Origin of the sequence: Argonema galeatum A003/A1, assembly GCF_023333595.1 — a bacterium.
GTDB lineage: Bacteria > Cyanobacteriota > Cyanobacteriia > Cyanobacteriales > Aerosakkonemataceae > Argonema > Argonema galeatum.
On the sequence record NZ_JAIQZM010000005.1, the window covers coordinates 173,490 to 198,053 of the forward strand.

Here is a 24,564-nt window from a genome sequence, read left to right on the forward strand (position 1 = left end):
GCCTTCCCGTAGGGTAGACAGATGAACGCAGATGAACGCAGATATGAGAACGCGAAGGCTATCCGATAAATCAGATTCTACTTGAATACCTCACGATAAATCCAGATCTACATCTGTGGTAAAAAATATCCACGTACCTACTTTTCGGATAGACTCTTAAGAGGGGGTTGAGTCTACCTAAGCAGCACAGTATTATAGTAGAGAATCCCCACATTACAAAACTATTAACTTATTTTTCATGCTAATCAAACGTTTGCATCAATTTTTAACCGATCCTCTTGCTAAACCATCCAAAAATAAAGTGCTTTTTTGGTTGGGTTTGAGCCTGATTTTTGCCACAATTTATGGCATTCTAGGACTTCAAAAAGGTTTGGGTAATGAGTACGTCGTGCAAGATGATGCGCGGCAATATGTATTCTTAATGCAGCGGTTTGCCGATCCGCAGTTGCTGCCTAACGATTTAATTGCTGATTATTACCAATCAGTTACACCTCCCGCATATAGCGCTCTTTATCAGCTAATGGCAGGAGTAGGGATTCCTGCTTTGCTGTTGAGTAAAATTCTGCCAATGGTATTGGGATTGATAACAACAGTTTACGCTTTTGGCGTCTGTATGCAGATATTACCGCTGCCAGTTGCTGGATTTATTTCTACGCTGCTGTTAAATCAAAGTCTCTGGATGAAAGATGACTTGGTTTCGGCTACACCAAGAGCATTTTTATATCCGCTTTTTACAGCATTTTTGTACTATTTGTTGCGGCGTTCGTGGCTACCTTGTCTGGTGACTGTTGCACTGCAAGGTTTATTTTATCCCTTGGTGGTGCTGATTTCGATCGTGCTATTGTTTCTGCGGTTGTGGAATTGGGAAAAGGGATTACCTCATCTATCTGGAGATAGGAAATATTATGCGTTCTTAGCTCTAGCACTGGGAGTGGCTTTGCTCTCAGTGTTACCATCGGTGCTGGCATCAGCTAAATATGGCCCAACTATTACAGGGAGTGTAGCTAGGACTTTACCGGAGTTTTTACCTGGAGGAAGAGCTAAGTTTTTTCACAGCAATTTTTTGATTTTTTGGCTAAATGGCAAAGACAGCGGTTTGCTACCGTGGCTAAAGCCGCAGTCAATTTTGGTGGGTTTTTCATTGCCTTTTTTATTACGATATCCGTCGCGCTTTCCTTTAATTAAGCAGTTTAAAAGAAGCCGCGTCAAAATTTTGGGCGAAGTTATCTTGGCATCTTTGGTAATGTTTTTGGCAGCTCATGCGCTGCTGTTTAAACTTTATTGTCCTAGCCGCTACACTGAACATACCCTGCGAATTGTTTTGGCTCTAGCAGGTGGACTAGCACTCACCCTGTTACTGGATGCACTTCTGCAATCTTTCCTCACGGCAAAACCGGAAAGATCCCCCCAACCCCCCTTACCAAGGGGGGCTCAAGAGAGAGAGCCCTTACCAAGGGGGGAGCGAGGGGGGAGCGAGGAAAGGGGATATAATTGGAAGCTGTGGGTGACTGGTGCGATCGCAGCAGCACTGATCTTACACCCCAACTTTTTGAAGAACTTTCCTACAACTGCTTACAAAATAGGTCGATCGCCAGAACTATACCAATTTTTTCAAAAGCAACCAAAAGATATTACGATCGCGTCTTTGGAAGGCGAAGCGAATCTTCTCCCAACCTTTAGCAAGCGTTCCATCCTAGTAAGTTCCGAATATTCTCTGCCTTACCATACCAAATACTACGCTCAAATACGCCAGCGTGCGATCGATCTTATTCATGCTCAGTACACTCTAGATGGAGAAGAACTGAAAAGCTTTATTCAAAAATATGGCGTGGATTTTTGGATGATAGAAGAGTCAGCTTTTACACCCCAGCATATAGAAACAAATCCCTGGTTGATGCAGTATCAACCAGCAGCAAAAGAAGCAATAACTAGATTACAGCAGGGAATTTATCCAGCTTTGGCAGAAGTCGCACAGCAATGTACGGTTTTGAAGTCAAACAATTTAGTTGTAATGCCAGCAGAATGTATTATCAAATCTTTGCCGAAAAACTGAAAAAGCGGGGTTTCTAGAAGAAACAAAAACCCCTATTCTAGGTGGCTTGAGAAGCTATTCGCTGCAAGAGTTCGTCAACTTGTTTAGCTTTCTGAAATTCTCTTTGCTTCATAAATAATTCCTTTGCTTTTTTAAGGCTTTCTACTGCTTCCGCTTCCTGTCCTTGCTGCAACAAACCTAGTCCCAAATTAGTCAAAGCGTCTGCATATTCCGCATTAATTTGAATAGCTTCGCGCCACGCGCTAATTGCATCTGGTAGCTGACCTTGTCTAGCCAAAGCTACCCCCAAAGAGTTACGCGCTAGTGCGTGTTTGGAATTAATTTGAATTGCTTGACGGTATTCGGTGATAGCTTCATCTGTTCTGCCTAGACGGTCAAGAGCTACCCCTAATTTATAGTGAGGTGTTGCCTCTTTAGGGTGCGATCGAGTCAATTGTCGAAATATAGATTCCGCACTTGCCACACTCCCTTGGCTAAAAACCTGAGTGCCGTAGATGACAATTTGTTCGTACCCAGAAACGACAGGAGTACAACTTTTCTTGTTATTGGTAGCATTCAAGGAGCATCGTTGCAAGTCATTTCCTTTGATTTCGTAATCTCCTGGTTCGGCGGCGGGAAGCGGCTGAACATTCCTTGGCCGCGCATTTGGCCGCACGTTTAGGGAGGGTTGACCATCATCTATCTGCGCCAAAGTAGATTGTGGCAATAGACAAATAGACACTCCCAACCCAGCTAAAACGCCAAGAACTATTCCAGCCAGAGATTTAGTTAATGCCTTGTTCGCGCTGCTATCGATCTTCATAAGCCGAGCTTGACCTTAAAAAATAGGGAATGGTTACAGTTTAATTTAGCAGATCGCTTCTTCATCCAATTGGATCGCCTAATTAGACGAGTTGCTATATCCACCAGCAACGTGACAATAGGAAGGTAAGCATAAAAGGAAACCATGCAAACTGCATCCGTCTCCCTAGAGGCGAACCAGCTACCGCCGCTAATTCCCCGCGAAATTCTCTTTGGGAATCCCGAACGCACCAGTCCCAGACTTTCGCCGGATGGCAAGTACCTGGCGTATATTGCCCCTGACGAGAAGAATGTCTTGCAGGTGTGGCTGCGAACTGTGGGAATTGAGGACGATCGCGTAATCACCGCCGACAAAAAGCGCGGTATCCGCATTTTCTTCTGGACTTATAACGCCGATCGGCTGATTTATATGCAAGACTCGGACGGCGACGAGAACTTTCACCTGTTCGCGGTCAATATTCACTCAAATCTTGTCCGCGACTTAACGCCATTCCAAGGTGTGAAAGCACAGCCGATGGGACTTGACCCCAAATTCCCAGATGAGATGATTGTGGGGATGAACCTCAACAACCCCCAAAAGTTTGACGTTTACCGCGTCAACCTGAAAAATGGTGCCGTTGAGTTCGATACCGACAACCCAGGTAACATCGTCAGTTGGACAGCTGACGCCGAGTTCCAAGTGCGTGCAGCTATAGCTAGTACGCCTGATGGCGGTTCCGACTTTTTATTCCGGGAAACGACTGACAAAGAGTGGGAAACCCTGCGCCACTGGGGGCCAGATGAGGAAGGCGGGCCAGTCAGCTTCTCGGCTGATGGCAAAACCCTTTATATTGAGGGCAATCACGATGCTAATGCCCAGCGTCTTTTGGCCCTAGACCTCTCGACTCGTGAAGAAAGCGTTATCGCCGAAGATCCCCAATACGATGTCGGCGGCGTAATGATTCAGCCGATAACGCGAGTCATCCAGGCGGTTTCTTTCTACAAAGATAAGCAAGAGTGGAACGTTTTAGATGAAAGTATCGCTGAGGATTTTGAGGCGATCGCAAAAGTGCGTCCTGGAGAGTTCGCCATTTCCAGTCGCGACTTGGCAGACAAAAACTGGCTGGTGGCTTATCTTACCGACAATGGCCCGGTTTACTACTACGCTTACAACCGCGATCGCAAAACCAGCACTTTCCTGTTCAGCAATCAACCCAAACTGGAAGGGTTACACCTAGCGCCAATGCAGCCAGTTTCCTACGAGGCGCAGGACGGCTTGACTGTCCACGGCTACTTGACAACCCCCCCTGTCATCCCCCCTGTGGACGGAGGAACCCCCCCTGTCATCCCCCCTGTGGACGGAGGAACCCCCCCTGTCATCCCCCCCGTCCACGGGGGGGACAGCTCCTCTTTCATCCCCCCTGTGGACGGGGGGGACAGAGGGGGGGTTCCCACAGTCCTACTCGTTCACGGCGGCCCTTGGGCGCGGGATTACTGGGGTTATGATTCCGAGGCGCAATGGTTGGCTAATCGCGGTTATGCGGTGCTGCAAGTGAATTTTCGCGGTTCCACAGGTTACGGCAAAGCATTTTTGAATGCTGGCAATCGCGAATGGGCAGCCAAAATGCACGATGACTTGATTGACGCCGTTAATTGGTTGGTTGAAAAAGGCATTTCCGACCGCAGTAAGATTGCGATTATGGGCGGTTCTTACGGCGGTTATGCAACTTTGGTGGGATTGACTTTCACGCCAGATGTGTTTGCTTGCGGTGTGGATATCGTGGGGCCGAGTAATTTGATTACTCTGTTGCAAACTATCCCGCCTTATTGGGAACCGCTGAAGGCGTCGATGTACCATCGCATCGGAAATATGGAAACGGAAGAGGAGTTTTTGAAGTCGCGATCGCCTTTATTTTTTATCGATCGCATCAAGAAACCTTTGCTAATCGGTCAAGGTGCCAACGACCCACGGGTGAAACAGTCAGAAAGCGATCAAATTGTTGAAGCTATGCAGAAAGCTGGATTGCCGGTGGAATACGCCCTTTATACCGATGAAGGACACGGCTTTGCGCGACCGGAAAATCGCCTGCACTTCTTTGCCGTAGCAGAGGAGTTTCTCTCTAAATACTTAGGCGGTCGGTTTGAACCGATGACAGATATCCAGGGTCATTCTGCTGTGATTAAATAAGTTGGTAGGGTGGGCAATGCCCACCTTACTCACTCAATTTTCTCCCTTAAACCGACCTAATAACTCCTCACGGTCAGATTGCATAATCAATTGGGTAACTTCCTTGGTTGACAATTGGATCAATGCTTCCACAATTGGCGATAACTCTTCATCAACTACCCCAAATTTAACCTCCAGCATACTCTCAATCATCAGACGCTTCTCTTGTTGAATTCCTTGTTGAATTCCTTGTTCCTCTCCTTTTTTGAGAGCTTCTTGTTCCCATTGAATGTACAAAGGCGATAACTTCATAATTAAACTCCTTTCCTCTTGGTCTAAATCTTCTGTTGTTTGCAAATTAGCTTGGAAATTGGTCAGTAACTTGAGAGCATTTGACTGTAACGGATGGGAGGGAGAGTTTGTTCTTAGTTCATCAATTGCGTCCTCTTGCACTTTCCCTCTGCCTAAAAGCCTCAGCCAAAGGGTTGCTTCTGTTTTTGGTAACTGATGAATTACCACAATTGCTGTACGCAAATAATCCCCTAGAAAATAAATTCCTTCTCCCCAGTTTTCTAGATCGATTATAGCTCTAAATCCGTTGAGGATGGATTCCGAGGCGGTTGGGGAAAGAATCCACAAACGAGGTAATGTTTCCTCCGAAAGACGCTCTTTTTTGCGATTTGCTTCTCGTTGCGACTCTCCTCGCAGGGTGAGAAGTTTTAATAGGCAATTACAGATATCGGTGGGAGTAGCTGCATTGCGGAACGGTTCAAAAACGGCAGGCTTTGCAGCTAACTGACCGAGTAATCCTAATACCTCTGTATTGGTTGTGGGGTCAAACCAAACGTCTATTTCCCTCACTTCTGCTGCTACCCTTCGAGGCGCTTTCACTTCCCCAAAAGGTGCTAAGAGTTCTTCTAAATAATCTTTGGCAAATTGGTCGTGAATAAATCGTGTCATTCGATTTTAGATTTGGGATTGAACCCACGGATGTTAGGGAGGGATTGAAATCTATAAAGGCTGTCATTGATATTTTATCTTTATTTTAAAAGATCGGGAGATAAAAAAGAGGTTTGGTAATGGGAAAGCGATCGCTGTTGAAATTTCCAATAATCTTGGATAAGATTAATAAAATATGATAGAGCGAAAAGTTAAACTTGTGACATACTCGTTACAAAACACTAACATTGAGATGAGAATATTCCCCATTCGCCTACAGGAACAAGGACAGATTACCGTTCCGCAGGTTGTACAGGATAACCTCAACTTGACAGAGGGAGATATGCTGACGATGCTCCAAGTAGGCGATCTGGTTTTGCTTACCCCCAGACAGCCCCAAGTTCCTCAACTGGCAGACAAAATTATCGCCATCATGGAAGATGAAGGTGTAAGCTTGACCGATTTGGTGGCTGGGGTAGAAGCAGAACGAGAGTAAATCTGGCAGGAAAAGCAAAAAGATGCGTAGAGTTTTCGCAGATACTAGCATACTAATTGCTGGGGCGGGATCTCGCACTGGAACAACTTGTAAAATTTCCTTTTGAGAAAGGTTTAGTAATGAAAAAATCTATGGTATGTGTTGGTTTAACTATTGCAGTTGTTTTTATTTCCAATCAATTGCAAACTTCTCAAACCTTGCTAGCACAACAAAGCGATCGCTATAGTTTAGTAAGGCAGTGTAAAGCACCAATCAATAGCCCAGAAATGGCTATACCCGAACAGCAAGCAGCAGCACAAGAAGCTTTACTAGCTTGCGATCGCGCATTAGCTAACTCTCCGAAGAATAGCCCTAATTTAATAGATATTTTAGCCAACAAAGCTTTTGCTTTACAAGCGTTGGGCAGATACGAAGAAGCGATCGCTACTTGGGATCGCATAATATCTATAGATCCTAATCGAGGAGCTAATCGAGCCAATGTAGTCAGAGAATTAGAAAGATATTCGAGGTGGTATTCTAATAGAACAATCCAGATTTCTGATTCATGGGTAAAAGCGCTAGCGGAAGCATTACGGCTAACTATAGTGAACATGAAACAGCAAAACTTTCCTGTATATAGTGATTGGCAACTTTTACCGAAACCCATTGCTAACTTGTCTAGACTTTGCACTAGAAAGGTTGTTTTACCAGAGCAATTCGCTGCCAATCCTGCCTTAGCAAGGTCAATAGTGGAGTGTGGAGTGCGCGTATTTCTGAATGAAGAATATTACCAAAGCCAAAATAATGAATTACAGGCTGTTAGGCGTGCTGCTGCCGTATTTTGGTATGGTACATCCGACCCCAAAATCATTAACAGTTTACCTGGACGCGGTGAATTTATCCAAAAAGTAGTTAATAATTACCAACAATTACGCTCTTCTCCTAAGCGTTAGCTGATAAATTGAAACAAGCAGACACAGTATGGGGTGGGCAAGATGCCCACCCCACAAAGTTTCATAAAGTTAAGATTGCCCCTATCTTTTCGCAGGAAGCCAGTAATTGTTCAATCAAGCTCCTTCCCGCAATTTATCCAAAACTCCCCGATCTTCTAAAGTAGAAGTATCGCCAGAAACTTATTGACCGGAAGCGAGATTTCGCAACAACCGCCGCATAATTTTGCCCGATCGCGTTTTCGGTAAAGCATCGGTAAAGCGAATTTCTCCAGGACGCACGAGGAGATTATCCAATACGAGCCCAAACTTAGGCTAAAATCGATTAATATCTACAAGGGTAGCTGATATGTCTCAAGGCATTACTTCAGAGCCGATTTTGCAAGACATTGCAGAGGATATCCAGTTTCCCCCTGGCGACCTATGGAGTGAGGAACCGCCTTTGGAAAGTGACCTGCATCGCGAACAAATCGAACTGCTGATCCGTTTGCTGAAATGGTGGTGGCGAGAACGTCAAGACTTCTACGTTACTGGCAACCTGACGGTTTATTACAGTCCTAATCAGCGTAAGTCAGAATATTTTCGTGGTCCGGATTTTTTTGTAGTTTTGGGAACCGAAAAAAAAGACCGCAAGAGTTGGGTTGTCTGGCAAGAGGATGGTAAATATCCCCATGTAATTGTAGAGCTTTTATCTGACTCAACGGCATCTGTTGACAAAGGTCTGAAAAAACAAATTTACCAGGATATATTTCGTACCCTGGATTATTTTTGGTTTGACCCAGCAGATCTGGAATTCAAGGGTTTTCATTTGGTAGAAGGTCAATATCAGGAAATTGTACCAAATGACAGGGGGTGGCTGTGGAGTCAACAGCTAGAGTTGTATTTGGGAATTTACCAGAACAAACTGCGATTTTTTACAGATGGGGGTGATTTGGTGCTGTTTCCAGAGGAAGAAATGCAACAACAAGCCGAACAGGAACGCCAACGGGCCGAACAGGAACGCCAACGGGCCGATCGAGCAGAACAAGAGTTGGAAAGGTTGCGATCGCAATTACGCGACCAAGGTATTCAACCGGAAAGTTTATAAAACCACAGATAAACGCAGATAATTATCTGCGTTTATCTGCGTTCATCTGCGGTTAATTTTCCTTAAGTTCCTTCTCGCAACTTATCCAAAACTCCCCGATCTTCTAAGGTAGAAGTATCGCCAGAAATTTCTTGACCGGAAGCCAGATTTCGCAACAATCGCCGCATGATTTTGCCCGATCGCGTTTTCGGTAAAGCATCGGTAAAGCGAATTTCTCCAGGACGTGCGATCGCACCAATTTCACGGACAACGTGCTGCTTCAGTTCTTTGTTCAGTTCGTCACTTGCTTCATAAGTGCTTTCCAAAGTAACAAAAGCAACAATATCTTCCCCTTTCAGTTCATCCGGTTTACCCACAACAGCCGCTTCAGCAACGGCAGGGTGAGACACCAATGCCGATTCTACTTCCATCGTACCGAGGCGGTGTCCGGCAACATTAATTACATCATCTACGCGCCCCATCACCCAAAAATAGCCATCTTCATCCCTTCTAGCACCATCCCCGGCAAAGTAAAAATACTGCCCATCTTTGGGCGGAATATGTTCCCAATAAGTGCGACGGAAGCGATCGGGATCGCCGTACAATGTCCGCATCATCCCCGGCCAAGGATATTTCACCGATAGATAGCCACCTTCGTTATCCCCAACCGGGTTGCCATCCAAATCGACAACATCGGCGATAATTCCGGGGAAGGGACGGGTAGCAGAACCGGGTTTAGTCGCGATCGCACCAGGTAGCGGCGTAATCATAATCCCGCCAGTTTCCGTTTGCCACCAGGTATCCACGATCGGACAGCGTTCCCCACCAATCACCCGGTGATACCACATCCAAGCTTCCGGGTTAATCGGTTCGCCTACGGTTCCCAGCAAGCGCAGAGAAGACAAATTTCTGGCGTTAGGCAACTGTTCGCCCGCTTTGATGAATGCGCGAATCGCGGTAGGCGCGGTATAAAAAACAGTGACGCCGTGCTTTTCAATCACATCCCAAAAACAACCGGGATTCGACGCACGCGGCGCACCTTCATAGATCAGACTGGTGGCACCGTTGGACAAGGGGCCATAAAGTACGTAGCTGTGTCCCGTAATCCAACCGATATCGGCGGTACACCAATATACATCGGTATCTTTAAGGTCGAAAATCCACTTGGTGGTGATGTGGGTGTATAGATTGTAACCACCTGTGGTGTGTACGACGCCTTTCGGTTTGCCGGTGCTGCCGCTGGTGTAGAGGATGAACAGCAAGTCTTCGCTGTCCATCGGTTCGGCTGGACAATCGGCGGAGACACCTTTTTGCAAGTCGTGCCACCAGCGATCGCGCCCCGATTCCATGTGTATTTCTTGACCAGTACGCTTGACAACGACGACATCTGTGACAGTTGGTACAGCGCCATTTGCCAAAGCTTTGTCTACTTGTTCTTTGAGAGGAACGATCGCATCTTTGCGCCAACCCCCATCAGCGGTGACTACCAGCTTAGCTTGTCCGTCGATGAGACGATCGCGCAACGCCTCGGCGCTGAAACCCCCAAACACAACCTTGTGAGGTGCGCCAATTCTGGCACAGGCTAACATTGCGATCGCCGCTTCCGGTATCATCGGCATATAGATACCGACGCGATCGCCTTTTTGTACACCTAGCTGTTTTAGCACATTGGCAAACTGACAAACTTCCCGGTGCAGCTGTGCGTAAGTGAGAGTGCGGGTGTCCCCAGGTTCCCCTTCCCAGATTAAAGCCGCCTTATTTTTGCGCCAAGTGGTGAGGTGTCTATCCAGACAGTTGTAGGAAATATTGATTTTGCCGTTGACGAACCACTTAGCAAAAGGTGGTTGCCAATCTAACACAGTATCCCACTTCTGGAACCACTCTAACTCTTGTTCTGCCAATTCGGCCCAAAACTTCTGCGGATCGGCTTTAGCGCGATCGTATAGTTGCTGATAATCCTCTAAACTCTTGATATGAGCCTTTTGCGAGAATTCAGCAGAGGGATGGAATAGACGTTTTTCTTGCAGGACTGATTCTATGGTTGATTCAGACATTATTGTGAGTGCAGTTTGTTTTACTTCAGCAAATCAATATCTTGACGCAAAATTGACCAAAAGAGTTTTTAGTTTCGTTAAGATTAATAGCGCTCCGACGGCTGCCTGTATGGAATAATAATAGCAGACGACAGTTAACATCCGAAGACCTATGACACTAAATAAAGAAGTAAGACAATTATCTTTAAACGACCTTCATTGTCTTTTGAAACTGGAAGAGCAAACCGGACGTTTTTTCACCGAGTTATTATCCTTGGAGGAACCTTCGATCGAGTTTGAACAGCAGGAAATTTTAAAAATACGTAACGATTTTCGGCGCTATCTAGCAGTTGGCTCAGAAACATACCTCAGAAACGCGGTTTCTTCAAGAAACCGCGTTTCTTACTCTCCAGATAACTTCTCAAAGGTAAAATCTACTCCTGAGTTGTGCCATCAGGCATAATAGCGCCAGTCAGCTTTGCATTTTCTAAGTTTGCGCCAGTCAGTTTTGCATCTTTTAAGTTAGCTTTTTCTAGGTTTGTACCACTCAAGTTTGCCCCACGAAAATCTGTTGAAGTTAAATCTGCCCCACTCAAGTTGCTGTAGGAAAGATTAGCGCCGCACAGATTAAGACCACTCAAATTTTGTCCGCTTAAATTTGCTTGCTGAAAGTTAACCCCAATTCGACTTACTCCAGTTAAGTTAGCGCCGCTTAGGTTTGCAGCATCAAATCTAGCCCCAATTAAACTTACTCCAGTTAAGTTAGCGCCGCTTAGGTTTGCTGAACTTAAGTCTGCTTGGGTGAGTTTTGCTTTACTCAAATCTGCTCCAGTTAAGTTAGCACTGTTTAGGTTAGCATTGCTTAAATTTGCGCTATTTAAGTTTGCTGTTGTTAGATTAGCGCCGTATAAAGTTGCCTCCGTTAGGTTTGCGGCACTTAAATTTGCCGTTCTTAGATAAGCCAAATCTAACTTAGCGCCGCTTAAGGTTGCTCCACATAAGTTAGCCCCAGTTAAGTTAGCATAATACAACTGTGTCTCCCTCAAGATTGCTTCACTTAGATTCGCATCAAATAAATTTGCACTGTGCAAATTTGCTTTGCTAAGATTAGCACCACTAAAGTTAACTTCAATCAAATAAGCATTAGTTAGGTCTGTGCTACTCAAATTTACTCGTTGCAAGTTTGCCCCATTTAAGTTAACGTTCTTCAAAGATTTCCCACTCAAATCAACTCCAGCTAAATTAATCCCAGTAAAATCCCTTTCTCCCTCCTCATATCGCTTCAAAAAGTCCTCAGCACTAACAACAGGTTCCTGATTTTCCTCAGTAGAATCACCAATATTCTCATCTTGAACAGGTGCGATATCATCGGTATTTACAGAACTGACAACAGCCTGTTGACTTGTAGGCTGAATATCCACAGCCTCAGTACGAGTCGAAGTTGTCACAGATAAGTTAGCCTGTGAAGGCGGTGACTGCTTTAGATGTTCTTCCCGCAGTTTACGGTCAATTTTTTCCAGTTCCCAATTAATTTTTTCCAATTCATCCTTAGTATCAACCGCCGCCTTAGTTACCGATGACTTAGAAGATTGAGTAATATGGGAGTCGCCGCTTGCACCAACACCCCCATCCCGTTGCTGTTGCAACTCCAAAATCTTCCGCCGCAAACCTTCTAACTGCTGCAATTCAGGGCGATTATTAAACTGTTCTGTCAAATCATCTAGCTGGCGTTTCAGTTTTTGAACATATTGCTTGACAACCTTTTGTTGTTCTTCCAGTTGTTCAATTCGGGAAACCAAAGACGCCACATCAAATTCTTGGTCAGCCATTTTAGTAAATATCTAGGGATTTACAGATATTTTACCCAATTTTGCCCCCTATCTCAATCAGTAGGGATATTCGTAGCACGAATACCCAGATTTTCCCATAAAAATGATGTTCTTGAAAAGAGCGATCGCTAGTACAACCAAAAACCCCATAGCGCTAAAGCGCAACAACGTACCTAACTACATACCTACTGTTTCTTCTTCGTCAGATTCTAGCACGACATCCTCATACAAAAGTTCGAGCGCACACCGAAAATCAACACTACTTAAATAAACTTCCTCTCGTTCCATATAAGTATAAAGTTCCCAAATTCCTCGATCGTTTAATCTAAAAACTTCAACATTTATCTGTTCTGCACTGATTAAAACATATTCTCTGAGAGTGGAAATGCGACGATATTGTTGGAATTTCTTACCACGTTCGCGTAGCGTCTCCGTAGGAGAATCGAAACTTTCCGTACTAGGAGAAAGAACCTCGACAATTAGACAGGGATGATAAATAACTTTGCGGGCGTTTTTGTCTCGTTCGTCACAAGTTACTGTGACATCAGGATAGTGAAATGGGCCTTTTTCAGATACACCCAGTTTGGCATCTGCCATAAATACTTTACACCCTTTACCCCTGACGTGAGATTTTAGATCTGAAGCTAAATTAAGGGCGATCGAATTATGGGGAAGCGTTCCCCCAGTCATGGCAAACACTTCGCCGTTGATATATTCGTATTTAATAGGTTGTTGTTCTTCCCAATCTAGATATTCTTGGGAACTCATGTATTTAGATTCAGGAGTAGATACCATAGTAAACCTCCTTATGTAATTGGAAAAATTGAGAGATGCGATCGCTTATTCCATGTCATAAATTATACAACTTGATTAACCACCACTACCTTTTTGCGTGTACGTAATCCACAAAATAAAACTTCGGTTCCAACCAAAATTTCAGCCAACTATAAACCCCTAAACTCAACAAAGCTACCACTATCAAAGGCAGACCAAACTTCAGTCTAACTGCATCTGGGAAAACAGCCACAACGGGAACAGTAATAGCCACATATCCTAACAGCGCTATTTTGATCCGCTTTATCTTTAAAACCGCTGTTCGACAGCTATCGCAATGCTGAGTATGCTGTCTATATCTGTCTAGCACAAACTGACGATTGTTGGAGATTTCCTGTTTTTCTTTAACAGTGATTCCCACTTCTTCCCAAGGTAACTTTCCATCGCAATACTTATCGAACCACTTGCGAAACTCGATTACCAAACGGTCAGCACTTGTCGGTAATTTATATGCAGTTTGCCAATTTTCTTTTTGTTGCTTTTGTTGGAGAAAGTACTCTTGCTGTTGAAGTAAAATCATATCTCCATCTAATACCGCATTCCGGTTGTTAATATGATCCCACCAACGGGGAGTTAACTGAAGAACCCTTTTGGCAAAATTACGCGGAAACTGTCCAACTATTCTGGATTTACCGGGAGATATAGGTATACAATAAGTAACTAGCCCAACCTGCTTTGTTTCACCAAATTTAATTGCATATTCCAAGCGACAAGGCGGTTCAAATGTAATTGAACCTAAAGGTGTTGTTGCTTTAATTAAATCAGGATTTGATTCCTCAATTTTAATAGGAATTGGTGTAGCTTTTTCTCGATTTCCCTGAATTCCGTGATGAGCAAAAGCGACATGACTGGGGTCAGCTACATTCTCAACTAACGTTTGCCAATCATACTCCAAATCTCGCACAAACGAAGACCAAACAAACCCTTTACTTGTATCTACTTGAGGGGATAATGGTAACGGAACGGTACTAGCTAGTGCGGTTGAATTAACATCTGGCCATACCCAAAGTAAATCTTGCTCCTGACGAGTTGGTAGCGCCGTTGCACAGAGATATTTTTGCTTTTCAATAACCAATTCGGGATTTTCTGCTTGGGGAATACGAGTACAAATTCCTTCGGCATCAAATTCCCAACCGTGATAGCTGCACATTAAATTACCCGTTTTTTCATCCACACGCCCCTCACTCAAAGGCGCTAAGCGATGGGGACATCGATCTAAAAATACACGGTATGTCTCGGATGACTTGGGCTTCCAGATTACCAAAGGCAGTCCTAAAACAGTTACTGCCGTTGGTAGATTTGGGTCGAGGTCTTCGATAGGTGAAAGCGGATACCAATGTTGGAAGAAGTTGAACTCTGATGTCATTTGGCAACTAGCTATAGGACTGTTTTTTTTCAGTATACCCGATTACTGCGGTTTCTTGTGCCAGTTCCCATCCTCGCCTTTTTCATATTTGTACTTTACGGCACCCCAGGCAACTTTAAAAGCAGTTTCTTCCTCGTCGTACTCTTCAGTACCATTATTAAAGGCCGCTAGAAAAATTTCTTGGGCGTGTTTGGGTAAGTGATTTTTTACCGAGTCTGGTAACTCTTCAATTTGTTGATATGGCATAAATAGATTTTCCTTACTACACTTCGCACTGGCATAAACCGTTGGTTGAGTTGCTAATGGCTAATAGGAATAAACAATTAGCAAACTTTTCATTAGCAGTTTCAAATTTACCGCGTATATTATAAACTAATTCCAGATTGTTATCTCCAAAATAAAAATTCATGCGTCTTAGGGCTGAAAAATAGAGTGTGAGCTTTGAGCAACGAAGAATCTGTTTTAAAACCCTCTCCCTCTCGCAAGCACGAAGCTAGCTGAAAAAACCTACACAATCAGCTATCTATAGGTCAATATATTAGAGTCAGCTTAAAAATGAGGCTGCTTGGTGGTGAAGCTGGGAGATAGATTAAATGTCATGGACGCCCTTATGCGATCGCATCGATCGCTTACCCCTGATTCTAGCTGGCCCAATCTTGCGGCGAACAGAACCGGATGCTGTGACCGTTTGGGTAGCTTTGAAAGAACCGGGGGAAGTCACGCTCAGGATTTACTCCACAGACAATGGTGAAACCATCATCGATCGGCTTATATTAATCGGTTCCCGCGCCACAGTCCAGCTGGGCAAATATCTTCATGTCGTCGCCGTGACAGCCAAGGCAAATACCTCAAACTCAGGATTGCGACTGGAACCAGGGCAAATCTATGCTTACGACATGGATTTTGGCAACTGCAATCTTCTAAAAGCCCTGCGTTCAGAAGGCTCTTTTCCTAACGTCACAATTAGCTATTTCGAGCATCAACTGCCTACTTTTGCGATGCCGCCAGATGACTTAAATCATCTGCGAATTGTACATGGTTCTTGTCGCAAACCACACGGCGGCGGACTGGATGCGCTCACAATATTAGATGACCTAATTTTACAATATGCGAATCAGCCAAACTCTAGACCGCAGCAACTATTTTTTACAGGAGATCAAATCTACGGTGACGATGTTGCAGACCCGCTACTGTGGATGCTGATAGATGCAGGCGACACGCTGCTGGGTTGGCAAGAAAAGCTGCCGATTAAGAGACATCCAACTCTGGGTTATCAATACATGAATCCCAGTGAGTTGAAGCCAGGTCAACGCAGCGAACTTGCTAGAGATTGCGGCGGTTTTACAGCAATGCTTGTCAATAAACCGGAGAAGGCTAAAAGTCACTTGTTTGGTTTAGGCGAATATTTGGCAATGTATTTGTTTGTGTGGTCGCCTATACTTTGGCCGAATCGCTTACCCGAAAACCAAGCTGTTCAAAAAGATTCTCAGTCGGCGAAGTTGTGGTATAAAGAAGCGTTGGTTCTTGAAGGATTCCGTCGAGATTTGTCTAAAATTAGGCGATTGCTTGCTAATATCCCAAGTTATATGATTTGCGACGATCATGATGTCAGCGATGACTGCTATCTAAATCGAGAATGGTGTAACCGCGTATTCAGCAAGCCGCTTGGCAAACGTACCGTGCAAAATGCGCTGCTGGCATATGCTGTGTTTCAAGCTTGGGGAAATACGCCGGAACAGTTCCAAAATGGGCAGTCAGGAGAAAAGTTATTAGAGGATGCTAAAAAATGGTCAATTTCTGGAGGAAATGATGATTTTGCCTGGTCTAATATTTCCAAATACTTGGGAATTCCTCAGTTAGATTATGAAACGAATTTACCTAAGCTACAAGAAGACGAAGATAGTCTTATTTTAAATCGAGATTATCCCGATGAAACCAAAGCTTTAGACTGGCACTATACTGTCAAAAGCTTTAAGCACGAAGTGATTGTGCTAGATACGCGAACTTGGCGGGGTTATCCAAAAGAAAAAACAACTGAACCGCCAATGTTACTAAGTCACACAGCTTTTGAAAAACAGCTTCAGCAACCGCTGAAAGAAACGACCAATTCTCATATCGAAATAACGCTGGTGGTTGTGCCGACAAATTTGGTGAGTTTATCGATTATTGATACAATTCAACGTTGGGATTTAGAGCGAGGTAATGTTTTCGGTAGCGATGCGGGTGACTCGTGGAATTTTCACGAGGTTGGGTTTTCTATGCTGCTGGCGGAACTGTTTAAACAGCGCGATCGCATAGTGGTACTTTCCGGCGATATCCACTACGGATGCGCTGTTCGCCTCAGCTATTGGTCTAATTATCATTTTGGCGAATCAGAAGCCGATCGCAATTCGCCTGCCTCAGCGCACGTACTGGCACAGCTAACTTCAAGCGCCTTCAAAAATGCCGAGATGGCAACGCATTTTATCCACACAAAAGCTAAATCCATTGCACTGGAAAAACCACAAGATTGGGCAGGATGGAACAATCCACCCCAACTAATTGAGATGCAAGTTATATATGATACGGTGAAGATGCTGGATGTGGAAGTTTCACCTAAAAAGCCAACTGTACGGCAAATTAACTACGCCCGTGGTAACGATAAGATAGCTTGGGAAATCTTTGTTAAAGATACTAACTCTCTACCTGATTGGCAGTATCGCACGGAATGGATAAAAAGACAGAAAGCAAAGGAAATTGTTTGGAAAAAACCACAAGAGTTTTCAGAAGACGATCGTCATAGTACTTGGGAAAAAATTGTTTCCTTACTGTGGCGCAATCGGTGGGTTCAAGAAGGTGAGGAAGTTGTAGGTTACAGCAATATCGCTTTAGTTAGTTTCCAATGGCCTGAAGATAATGATGATGCTAAAGCAGTGATTCAGGATGTCTATTGGCATCCCGGTTGGAAACCCAACAGCACCGTTTTCAGCAGGTATTTTGTGCCTCTGCGTCTGGATGAAACACCACCACCGCCCAGGGTGTTTTTGCCATAATAAATTTGGTACGTTGTTGCGCTTTAGCGCTCTTTAAGATCGCTGAAGCGCAACAATATAATTATGCGCTGCGCCATTACCTCCACCATTTTTTTGACGCTGGCTGGAGTTTTCTCCCAATCCGATCGGGGTATTTGCTCTATTATGCTGAGGTGATGCAGTTCCATGCGTCTTACATTATCAGATTTTTGCTGCTATTTTTGAAGCTCGCCTTTTTCCCCAAAAATCGTTACAACTCTTTTTGGGTGGTGCGCTGCAGGTGTATCTCCTGAAGGATTTCCTCGTAAGTTTTGCCATCAGGCATTATTACACCAGTGAACTTTGCATTTTGCAGGTTTGCTCCAGTCAGTTTTGCTTCTTTTAAGTTAGCTTTTTCTAAGTTTGCTCCCTCCAAGTTTGCCCCACGAAAATCTGCTGAAGTTAGGTCTGCTCCACTCAAGTTGCTGCTCGAAAGGATAGCCCCGCAGAGATTAAGACCGCTCAAGTTTTGTCCACTCAGGCTTGCTTGGTAAAAATTCACACCAATCAAACTTACCCCTGTCAGGTTAGCGCCGGTTAGATTTGCTCGTGATAGGTTTGCTTGGGTTAGCTTCGCTTTACGCAAATCTGCGCCAGTCAGGTTAGAGCCCTGTATGCTAGCACTGCTTAAGTTTGCTCCATTTAGGTTGGCCGCAGCTAAGTTAGCGTTGTTTAATTGTGCCTGAGTTAGGTTTGCTCCACCTAGATTTGCCGTAGTTAAGTTAGCGCTGTTTAATTGTGCCCCACTTAGGATTGCTCCACTTAGGTTAGCCCCAGTTAAGTTGGCATAATTCAGGCTTGCCTCCCTCAAGGTTGCTTCACTCAGATTGGCATCAAGGAGTTTTGTATTCGTCAATTTTGCCTTGGTTAAGTTGGCACCACTTAAGTTGACTTCTATTAACTCTGCTTGGCTCAGGTCTGTCCCGCTCATATTTGCCCGTTGCAGGTTTGCCCCATTTAGGTTGACACTAATCAGGGATTGTCCACTCAGGTTTGCTCCAGCTAGATTAATATCTGTGAAATATTTTTCTCCCTCTTTATACCGCTTCAAAAATTCCTCAGCGCTGATAGCCGATTCCTGACTTTCTTCGGCAGAATCAACAGTATTCTCATCTTGAACAAGTTCGACATCATCAGTATTGACAATACTGACAACAACCTCTTCACTTGTAGATTCAGCATTCACAACCTCGGTAGAACTAACAACAGGGGGTGTCACCAATGAGCTAGATTCAAGGAGCGGTGGCTTTTTTGACTGTTTTTCCCGCAGTTTTCGATCGATATCTTCTAGCGCCCGATTTATCCTGTCGATTTCGTCAACACGCTCAGGCTCAACCGCCTCGCTACTTTGGGTAACATGGGGCGCGTCAATGGTGGATCTCCCCTGTTGCAACTCCGAAATCTCCCGCCGCAAACTTTCCACCGGCTTTAATTCAGGTCGCTTATTAAATTGTTCTGTCAAATTATCTAACTCACGTTTAAGCTTTGACAAATCTTGCTTTATAACGCCTTGCTGCTGTTCCAACTCTTCAATTCTCGCAACCAGGGACGCTAAGTCCAGTTCTGAGTCAGCCATTTCGATCGCTCTCCAGCTAGTTAAAGTTTAACGCTAATACGTATCTCGCCCCATTCCTAATTAGAAATAGTTCCATCAGGCATCGTTGCACCGCTCAAATTTGCGCCAGCCATATATGCACTACTCAATTCAGCCCTAGTAAAATTTGCATTACTCAAATTTGCATTACTAAAATTTGTTCTAGCTAAGTATGCCTCAATCAAATCCGAATCACTCAAGTTAGCTTCAGTCAAATTTGCCCGACTTAAATCAGCTCTAACCAACCTTGAGCCACTAAGATTCGCCCGACTCATTTGCGCCTTATTCAACTTAGCATCAGCTAACAACGAACCGCGCAAATTTACACCTGTCATCTCCGCTTCAATTAATTTTGCCCGTTCCAATTTGACATTAGTCATATTAGCACCGCGCAAATTTACTTCACACAGATTTGCATCACTCAGGAAAGCACCGCTAAGATTGGCATAGGACAAATCAGCACCGCTTAAATCTGCCTCCCGTAAAGTTGTCTCGCTCAAATTAGCACCACTCAAGTTAACTTTAGCCAAATCTACACCAGTGAGATTGGCACCCCGCAAGTCAGCTTTACGCAGGATGGCACCCCGCATACTCGCAGTGTAAACTCTCGCTTCTTCACGCAGATTTGCACCTCGCAAGCAAGCACCAGTTAGGTTAGCACCACTCAGATTTGCACCCCGCAAATCCGCACTAATTAAATTAGCATCTAGCAGATATGCTAAGGTCAGATCTGTACCGCGCAAATCTGCATTTTGTAAAGTCGCACCGTGCAAGTCTGCATTGTGTAAATTGGCAGAATTCAGGTTAGCCTGGTTTAAGTTAGCACCGCACAACTTTGTACCAACTAAATTTGCTTTAATCAGGTTTGCCCGATTTAAATATGCAAAAATTAGGGTTGCACCATGCAGATCTGCTTTAGGTAGAGATATACCAATTAAATCTGCACCAAGTAGATGTACTCCAGTTAAGTTTACACCGCTAAAATTTGTTTCTCCGGCGGCGTATCGCTTTTTAAGTTCATTAGCATCCATATAGTTTACCGATTAATTATCCTAATTTTCTATTTTAAACCGTGTACTTGGTGCGTACTATCATCTCCATCGCTTAAATTATTGTGATTTTTTGCGACGATCGCGCGATCGCTTTCGATCATCATTTCTGTTGGTTCTGCCGAATTTCCATCAGATGTCTGACGTTTATACATTCCCGGTTGGCGATTGGCATAATACGGTTTCATTGCCTGGATAATTGCACTAGCAGCTTGAGAATTTTCCTCTTGCTCAAACAGACATCTAGCAGTGCTACTTAGCCTAGCATCAAGTTCGATAACTGTATCGCAGTACATATACAGTTTTCGGAGTAAATCGTCAAATTCGTGTGCCCTAAGTGTGATTAAATCTTGTTCGCTGAAACTCGTCTGTTGATAAAGCGTAGAAAATATAAGTACCTTCGCTCTCAACGGGTTTGTATACTTGATAATTTCCATCCGCAGGGCAAATGGATCGTAAGGTGGATTTAATGGATTTGCCTGGGATTTTTGTTGAGGAATCGGTAGCTGTTCGGTAGTTAATTTTACAGGCGTTGGAGTCGATGCAGAACCGCTGGATACTACTTGTGTTGATTCTCGAACATCTGGGTATAGCTTACTGACGTTACTAATAATTACATTGGCTATCAAACCATATTCTCCTGGTTTATTAAGAGTTTGTACAACTTTATTTAAAGTTAGTTTCAATTGCTCTATAGTTGGGTTTGATTCCATTAACTGTCGCAACAAATCTTGGAAACTAAAAGTTTGCAACTTATTGATGTCATTTTCCCAAGTATTCTGACACGCACCAAAGATCAGCTTTTTAATGCGCGTTGAGTTTTCATGGTCTTGTAAATCTTTAAGAACGCGATCGAACACAGGTAAAGCTTTCATTGTTGTTGCCTCCCCAACTAATCCAGCAACTGTTTGGTCTATTCTAATACGGATTGACACTCCCACCGCTAAAAGCGAATGGGCTTGCAGCCCGATTACAGCCCTTGTCAGGTGCGTAGGTACGCGAAACCCGGTTTCTTTAAGAAACCGGGTTTCTCTTGTGTACTTCATACAACTGAAAACCGCTGTAACAATTTTGTCAAGCCTAAAAGATTGGTAAGTTCAAACCTGACGCTCTTACTCTTATTTGACAAAATTATGTTTTTATTGTACTATACAACATTTATTTTTTATTCCGCTTGAAATCAAGAGGTTACGCCTAAAGAAGCAGTGGTATTGCTGTGACCCACAACAAATCCGTATTTTGCATCCATCAAAAGATATATTAATATCCACCTTTGGGTATACTTGGCAAAACAGCCTTTCGGTTTCGCAAGAGCCGATCGATCGCTGGCAGCAACAAACCGAGGTGGCCAAGATGAACCAATTAGACTTAGAACGAGAAATCGCCAAAGTGACTATGGGCATAATGACCCGTAATAGGCAGATTGCTTTAGATATAATCGCCAATCTCAGCAGCCAAATGACGCTTGAGGAAGTAGCTGGTCTATTAATCGTCAGTCTTGAGCGTTTGATCTGGTTTGACGGAGAGTTATTTTTATGGGCTGTAGAAAGTCTCCTTCCTGTTGATATTACATACGAAATCAGAAGAATAATGTCAGTAAATACTTATAAACGGTTAATTGCCAAGGGTTTTATCCCAGGGGAAGATTTTAGTATAAATGCAGATGGCACGCTGCTACAGAAACCGTGCCCCAGAGCTTATTCAGTCTAGGGCAGAGGGGGAGAGGGGCAGGGGGGCAGAGGGGCAGCGGAGATTTATCAATCCAAAATCCTCTTATCCAAAGGAAACTACATATCACTGCACCCAGTCACCAATCTCTTCTGATTGAGAGGAAAATGTACGGACTTGATACCAAAATGTGATGTTAAACTGTAGTCTCCGCCTATTGGCAGATTAAAAATCACTAGAAATCAGTAGATAAAAATCGCAGCGATGAGGGAATAATAGATAAAGAACAAGGCTAAGGAGGCCGATTCATGACTACCTACATTTCCTTTGGAGCTGGACTTCAGATGCTGGCCGTTGCTTACTTGGTTTCAGCGTTTCTGTTAGTGGCGGGTTCTTACATTTGTTTTTCAGTAATTGAAACCCTGGAAGAAGGGGGCCAACTATAACCCAACTCCTGCCGCGATCGCTGCCTTGATTTAACGATCGAGAAGCCGCATAATTACTCTAAATTAATGAGATCCTCTCTTTTGGGGCGCAATCCAAAATTGGTTGACCAATGAAATGACTAAAAATTAACTTGAAATACCAGCAGCATTTGTACTGGACGACTCTGGGAAAGAAATGCCAGTAAGTGTCCGTTGAGGTTCACCCAGCATCACTAAAGAGCAAGTTAGTTGCTGTACCAGCTGAGTCGTCACATCACTAATGACCAATCCACCAGCTGTTCGCAGTCGTTTTGAGCGCAGGATAACCAGATCGGAGGATTTCGCAGTATTCAGTATTGCTTTTACCACATCATCGTGGGGAGTGATTTGAATTTCAAAGTTATTTTGAGGCACCCATTTTGAGGCGAGTAGAGTCAGCTGAGACTGGTTCCAAGCGCGTCGGCTCGCTGTGATTCTGCGATCGCATATATGTAACAGCGTCACCTGTGCCTGATTCGCCTCAGCTAGAATTTGTGCAAACCGCACAGGTAGCACCGCCTGCGCTGTTAAATTTTCAATCGGAACCAAAATGCGCCCTATTTGCATCGGCGAATTGAGCAGGCGCATCACCGCCACCCGACAATGAGCCGCCCAAAGCACGCTATCAATCAGGTTGCCAAACAAGCGAGCCCGAAACCCAGTTCTTTTACCCCAACCTATCACAATGAGACTGGCATTTTGTTCGCGACTCGCACGGCTAATTCCTTGGGCGACGCTATCGTCAATTCGCAGTAAGGGTTCTGCCTCCAAACCCAGTTCTAGACTCAGTTGCGCTGCCTTTTCCAGCAGTATATCACCCTGCTGCTGAGCTAATTCTAGTTCTGGGGCATCCATGTGAGCGTGAGCCAGAGCGATCGCCAACGGCACAATCCGACCGCCCTCATGGCGTGCCAACAAAGCTGCCATTTCAATTAAATATCGCTGGGTCTGAGGATTATAAACCGGAACCACTACAGTAAAACCCGATCGCGTTGGACTTACAAATTCCTCATCAAGAGCGTTTAAGCCAGCATCCAAATTGGTTTCCGGTACAGTTAGCCCCACAGCAACCCGACTGGTAATCAATGGCCCCAGAGTTGCCGTCACCAGCATCAACACAAGAACGCTATTCAATACCGCTTCAGTCAGCAACCCAGCCTTATAACCCACCAACGTCGCCGCTAAAGTTGCCGCCACTTGCGGCAGCGACAGCGACCACATCGTCAGCATTTCCTGCCAGTTGTAGCGATAAACCAGTTTGGCAAACAAAGCCGCCAAAAATTTACTGCCAATCAAACCCGCCACAATCGCTACTGTCAGCCAAATCGATCCCAGACTTTTAATAAAACTTGGGATATCTATCAGCAATCCCATATCCACAAAAAAGATGGGAATGAATAGGACACTACCAACAAAAATAACTTTTTCTTTTACCGGCCCTTCGCCCACGGCATCATTCACTGCCAAACCAGCCAAAAAAGCACCAACAATTTTTTCTACTCCGATCAGCTGAGCTCCCAACGCTGCCAGAAAAACCGCCAGGAGTACGAACAAGAACTGATTGCCCTCATCGTCCCCTGTGCGGCGAAAAAATTGTCTTCCCGCCCAATCAAAGCCAAACAACACGATCGCAGAGTAGACAATCAACGAACCCAACAGGGTAATGAGACTGACAATGGTGAAGTTCCCCTTATTAATGCCGATACAAACTGCTAAAACGAGTAGAGAGCCAATATCGGTGAAAATCGTCGCGCCAATAGTGACGGTGACGGCTTCGTTTCCCACCACCCCTAAACGACTGACTATAGGATAAGCCAAGAGGGTATGAGAGGCAAACAAAGAGCCAATCAAAATGGAAGCGTTCCAGCCAAAGCCAAAAATACGCCCCACGATCGTTCCTACAATCAGGGGAACCAGAAAAGTAAAAGTGCCAAAACCAGCCGAGCGATGCTTGGTTTTGCGGAATAATGCCATGTCAATTTCTAGCCCTGCCACAAACATCAGATAAACTAATCCAATATCTGATAGCAGCTTCATCGTCGGCATTTCTTTCTGAAGTACATTCAGCGCGTTAGGGCCGAGTACTACTCCCGCTACTAGCAAACCGACTAATCCCGGCAATCGCAGTCGCTCGAAGAGGGCGGGTACGGTTAAAATAACCACCAGCAGAATAGCGAAGGGAACGATCGGCTCGTGAAGAGTTTCTAAGGCTGATTCCATAGCTAAACAGCAGAGAGAGATTTATAA

The 24,564-nt window shown here is 44.4% G+C and carries 21 protein-coding genes; 9 read left to right on the top strand and 12 right to left on the bottom strand.

What is annotated here, in order from left to right:
* Positions 1 to 238 precede the first annotated feature (238 nt).
* Positions 239 to 2,053: a hypothetical protein gene (locus LAY41_RS08170; protein WP_249096167.1), complete on the top strand. Its 1,815-nt coding sequence runs from the start codon at positions 239 to 241 to the stop codon at positions 2,051 to 2,053.
* Between the two features lie 37 nt (positions 2,054 to 2,090).
* On the opposite strand, the gene LAY41_RS08175 is transcribed toward LAY41_RS08170, so the two are convergent.
* Positions 2,091 to 2,855: a tetratricopeptide repeat protein gene (locus LAY41_RS08175; protein WP_249096169.1), complete on the bottom strand. Its 765-nt coding sequence runs from the start codon at positions 2,853 to 2,855 to the stop codon at positions 2,091 to 2,093.
* A 144-nt stretch (positions 2,856 to 2,999) separates the two neighbouring features.
* On the opposite strand from LAY41_RS08175, the gene LAY41_RS08180 reads away from it, so the two are divergent.
* Entirely contained in the window at positions 3,000 to 5,021 is a 2,022-nt protein-coding gene (locus LAY41_RS08180; protein ID WP_249096170.1) for a S9 family peptidase, read from the top strand.
* Positions 5,022 to 5,054: 33 nt separating this feature from the next.
* Here the strand turns inward: LAY41_RS08180 and LAY41_RS08185 are convergent, their stop codons facing one another.
* Positions 5,055 to 5,960 (bottom strand): hypothetical protein, encoded by a 906-nt coding sequence (locus LAY41_RS08185; protein WP_249096173.1) that lies wholly within the window; start codon positions 5,958 to 5,960, stop codon positions 5,055 to 5,057.
* Between the two features lie 199 nt (positions 5,961 to 6,159).
* Here LAY41_RS08185 and LAY41_RS08190 point away from each other — a divergent pair, with 199 nt between their 5' ends.
* From LAY41_RS08190 to LAY41_RS08200, 3 genes are all read left to right on the top strand, one after another.
* The gene (locus LAY41_RS08190) at positions 6,160 to 6,435 is read left to right on the top strand and encodes an AbrB/MazE/SpoVT family DNA-binding domain-containing protein (RefSeq protein WP_249096176.1); all 276 of its coding nucleotides are present in this window, start codon (positions 6,160 to 6,162) and stop codon (positions 6,433 to 6,435) included.
* A 119-nt stretch (positions 6,436 to 6,554) separates the two neighbouring features.
* Entirely contained in the window at positions 6,555 to 7,367 is an 813-nt protein-coding gene (locus tag LAY41_RS08195; RefSeq protein ID WP_249096178.1) for a tetratricopeptide repeat protein, read from the top strand.
* Between the two features lie 346 nt (positions 7,368 to 7,713).
* Positions 7,714 to 8,451, top strand: coding sequence for a Uma2 family endonuclease (locus tag LAY41_RS08200; RefSeq protein ID WP_249096180.1), 738 nt, complete (start codon positions 7,714 to 7,716; stop codon positions 8,449 to 8,451).
* A 62-nt stretch (positions 8,452 to 8,513) separates the two neighbouring features.
* Here the strand turns inward: LAY41_RS08200 and acs are convergent, their stop codons facing one another.
* Positions 8,514 to 10,484, bottom strand: a complete 1,971-nt coding sequence (acs, locus tag LAY41_RS08205) for an acetate--CoA ligase (RefSeq protein WP_249096181.1) — start codon at positions 10,482 to 10,484, stop codon at positions 8,514 to 8,516.
* 151 nt (positions 10,485 to 10,635) lie between these two features.
* On the opposite strand from acs, the gene LAY41_RS08210 reads away from it, so the two are divergent.
* The gene (locus LAY41_RS08210) at positions 10,636 to 10,926 is read left to right on the top strand and encodes a hypothetical protein (RefSeq protein ID WP_249096186.1); all 291 of its coding nucleotides are present in this window, start codon (positions 10,636 to 10,638) and stop codon (positions 10,924 to 10,926) included.
* Here LAY41_RS08210 and LAY41_RS08215 read toward each other — a convergent pair.
* From LAY41_RS08215 to LAY41_RS08230, 4 genes are all read right to left on the bottom strand, one after another.
* Complete coding sequence (locus tag LAY41_RS08215) at positions 10,898 to 12,292, bottom strand: pentapeptide repeat-containing protein (RefSeq protein WP_249096197.1); 1,395 nt, start codon at positions 12,290 to 12,292, stop codon at positions 10,898 to 10,900. The two genes, LAY41_RS08210 and LAY41_RS08215, sit on opposite strands and share 29 nt — an antisense overlap.
* A gap of 177 nt (positions 12,293 to 12,469) precedes the next feature.
* On the bottom strand, positions 12,470 to 13,087 hold the full coding sequence (locus tag LAY41_RS08220; RefSeq protein ID WP_249096200.1) for a Uma2 family endonuclease: 618 nt from the start codon (positions 13,085 to 13,087) through the stop codon (positions 12,470 to 12,472).
* An 85-nt stretch (positions 13,088 to 13,172) separates the two neighbouring features.
* Complete coding sequence (locus LAY41_RS08225) at positions 13,173 to 14,492, bottom strand: aromatic ring-hydroxylating dioxygenase subunit alpha (RefSeq protein WP_249096201.1); 1,320 nt, start codon at positions 14,490 to 14,492, stop codon at positions 13,173 to 13,175.
* Between the two features lie 42 nt (positions 14,493 to 14,534).
* Positions 14,535 to 14,738: a ChaB family protein gene (locus LAY41_RS08230; protein ID WP_249096202.1), complete on the bottom strand. Its 204-nt coding sequence runs from the start codon at positions 14,736 to 14,738 to the stop codon at positions 14,535 to 14,537.
* A gap of 347 nt (positions 14,739 to 15,085) precedes the next feature.
* Between LAY41_RS08230 and LAY41_RS08235 the strand changes: the two genes are divergently transcribed.
* On the top strand, positions 15,086 to 17,524 hold the full coding sequence (locus LAY41_RS08235) for a metallophosphoesterase family protein (protein WP_249096204.1): 2,439 nt from the start codon (positions 15,086 to 15,088) through the stop codon (positions 17,522 to 17,524).
* A gap of 23 nt (positions 17,525 to 17,547) precedes the next feature.
* Here LAY41_RS08235 and LAY41_RS08240 read toward each other — a convergent pair whose 3' ends face one another.
* The 4 genes from LAY41_RS08240 to LAY41_RS08255 all read right to left on the bottom strand — a co-directional run bounded on the left by LAY41_RS08240 (position 17,548) and on the right by LAY41_RS08255 (position 21,231).
* Positions 17,548 to 17,691, bottom strand: coding sequence for a hypothetical protein (locus LAY41_RS08240; RefSeq protein ID WP_249096207.1), 144 nt, complete (start codon positions 17,689 to 17,691; stop codon positions 17,548 to 17,550).
* A gap of 62 nt (positions 17,692 to 17,753) precedes the next feature.
* Entirely contained in the window at positions 17,754 to 19,118 is a 1,365-nt protein-coding gene (locus tag LAY41_RS08245; protein WP_249096216.1) for a pentapeptide repeat-containing protein, read from the bottom strand.
* 56 nt (positions 19,119 to 19,174) lie between these two features.
* On the bottom strand, positions 19,175 to 20,167 hold the full coding sequence (locus tag LAY41_RS08250; RefSeq protein ID WP_249096217.1) for a pentapeptide repeat-containing protein: 993 nt from the start codon (positions 20,165 to 20,167) through the stop codon (positions 19,175 to 19,177).
* A gap of 29 nt (positions 20,168 to 20,196) precedes the next feature.
* Positions 20,197 to 21,231, bottom strand: coding sequence for a hypothetical protein (locus LAY41_RS08255; protein ID WP_249096220.1), 1,035 nt, complete (start codon positions 21,229 to 21,231; stop codon positions 20,197 to 20,199).
* A gap of 193 nt (positions 21,232 to 21,424) precedes the next feature.
* Between LAY41_RS08255 and LAY41_RS08260 the strand changes: the two genes are divergently transcribed.
* Together LAY41_RS08260 and LAY41_RS08265 are read left to right on the top strand one after the other, a co-directional pair.
* Complete coding sequence (locus LAY41_RS08260; RefSeq protein WP_249096222.1) at positions 21,425 to 21,895, top strand: hypothetical protein; 471 nt, start codon at positions 21,425 to 21,427, stop codon at positions 21,893 to 21,895.
* A 266-nt stretch (positions 21,896 to 22,161) separates the two neighbouring features.
* Complete coding sequence (locus LAY41_RS08265) at positions 22,162 to 22,299, top strand: hypothetical protein (protein ID WP_249096225.1); 138 nt, start codon at positions 22,162 to 22,164, stop codon at positions 22,297 to 22,299.
* 126 nt (positions 22,300 to 22,425) lie between these two features.
* Here the strand turns inward: LAY41_RS08265 and LAY41_RS08270 are convergent, their stop codons facing one another.
* Positions 22,426 to 24,537, bottom strand: a complete 2,112-nt coding sequence (locus LAY41_RS08270) for a cation:proton antiporter domain-containing protein (protein WP_249096227.1) — start codon at positions 24,535 to 24,537, stop codon at positions 22,426 to 22,428.
* Positions 24,538 to 24,564 lie beyond the last annotated feature (27 nt).

What these genes read in the sequence shown, in the direction of transcription:
- LAY41_RS08180 (WP_249096170.1), top strand. Translation starts at nt 3,000, where the DNA reads ATGCAAACTGCATCCGTCTCCCTAGAGGCGAACCAGCTACCGCCGCTA.
- LAY41_RS08170 (WP_249096167.1), top strand. Translation starts at nt 239, where the DNA reads ATGCTAATCAAACGTTTGCATCAATTTTTAACCGATCCTCTTGCTAAA.
- LAY41_RS08195 (WP_249096178.1), top strand. Translation starts at nt 6,555, where the DNA reads ATGAAAAAATCTATGGTATGTGTTGGTTTAACTATTGCAGTTGTTTTT.
- LAY41_RS08200 (WP_249096180.1), top strand. Translation starts at nt 7,714, where the DNA reads ATGTCTCAAGGCATTACTTCAGAGCCGATTTTGCAAGACATTGCAGAG.
- LAY41_RS08225 (WP_249096201.1), bottom strand. Translation starts at nt 14,492, where the DNA reads ATGACATCAGAGTTCAACTTCTTCCAACATTGGTATCCGCTTTCACCT.
- LAY41_RS08235 (WP_249096204.1), top strand. Translation starts at nt 15,086, where the DNA reads ATGTCATGGACGCCCTTATGCGATCGCATCGATCGCTTACCCCTGATT.
- LAY41_RS08230 (WP_249096202.1), bottom strand. Translation starts at nt 14,738, where the DNA reads ATGCCATATCAACAAATTGAAGAGTTACCAGACTCGGTAAAAAATCAC.
- LAY41_RS08175 (WP_249096169.1), bottom strand. Translation starts at nt 2,855, where the DNA reads ATGAAGATCGATAGCAGCGCGAACAAGGCATTAACTAAATCTCTGGCT.
- LAY41_RS08215 (WP_249096197.1), bottom strand. Translation starts at nt 12,292, where the DNA reads ATGGCTGACCAAGAATTTGATGTGGCGTCTTTGGTTTCCCGAATTGAA.
- LAY41_RS08265 (WP_249096225.1), top strand. Translation starts at nt 22,162, where the DNA reads ATGACTACCTACATTTCCTTTGGAGCTGGACTTCAGATGCTGGCCGTT.
- LAY41_RS08210 (WP_249096186.1), top strand. Translation starts at nt 10,636, where the DNA reads ATGACACTAAATAAAGAAGTAAGACAATTATCTTTAAACGACCTTCAT.
- LAY41_RS08270 (WP_249096227.1), bottom strand. Translation starts at nt 24,537, where the DNA reads ATGGAATCAGCCTTAGAAACTCTTCACGAGCCGATCGTTCCCTTCGCT.
- LAY41_RS08250 (WP_249096217.1), bottom strand. Translation starts at nt 20,167, where the DNA reads ATGGATGCTAATGAACTTAAAAAGCGATACGCCGCCGGAGAAACAAAT.
- LAY41_RS08240 (WP_249096207.1), bottom strand. Translation starts at nt 17,691, where the DNA reads ATGGAACTGCATCACCTCAGCATAATAGAGCAAATACCCCGATCGGAT.
- LAY41_RS08245 (WP_249096216.1), bottom strand. Translation starts at nt 19,118, where the DNA reads ATGGCTGACTCAGAACTGGACTTAGCGTCCCTGGTTGCGAGAATTGAA.
- LAY41_RS08185 (WP_249096173.1), bottom strand. Translation starts at nt 5,960, where the DNA reads ATGACACGATTTATTCACGACCAATTTGCCAAAGATTATTTAGAAGAA.
- LAY41_RS08220 (WP_249096200.1), bottom strand. Translation starts at nt 13,087, where the DNA reads ATGGTATCTACTCCTGAATCTAAATACATGAGTTCCCAAGAATATCTA.
- LAY41_RS08255 (WP_249096220.1), bottom strand. Translation starts at nt 21,231, where the DNA reads ATGAAGTACACAAGAGAAACCCGGTTTCTTAAAGAAACCGGGTTTCGC.
- acs (WP_249096181.1), bottom strand. Translation starts at nt 10,484, where the DNA reads ATGTCTGAATCAACCATAGAATCAGTCCTGCAAGAAAAACGTCTATTC.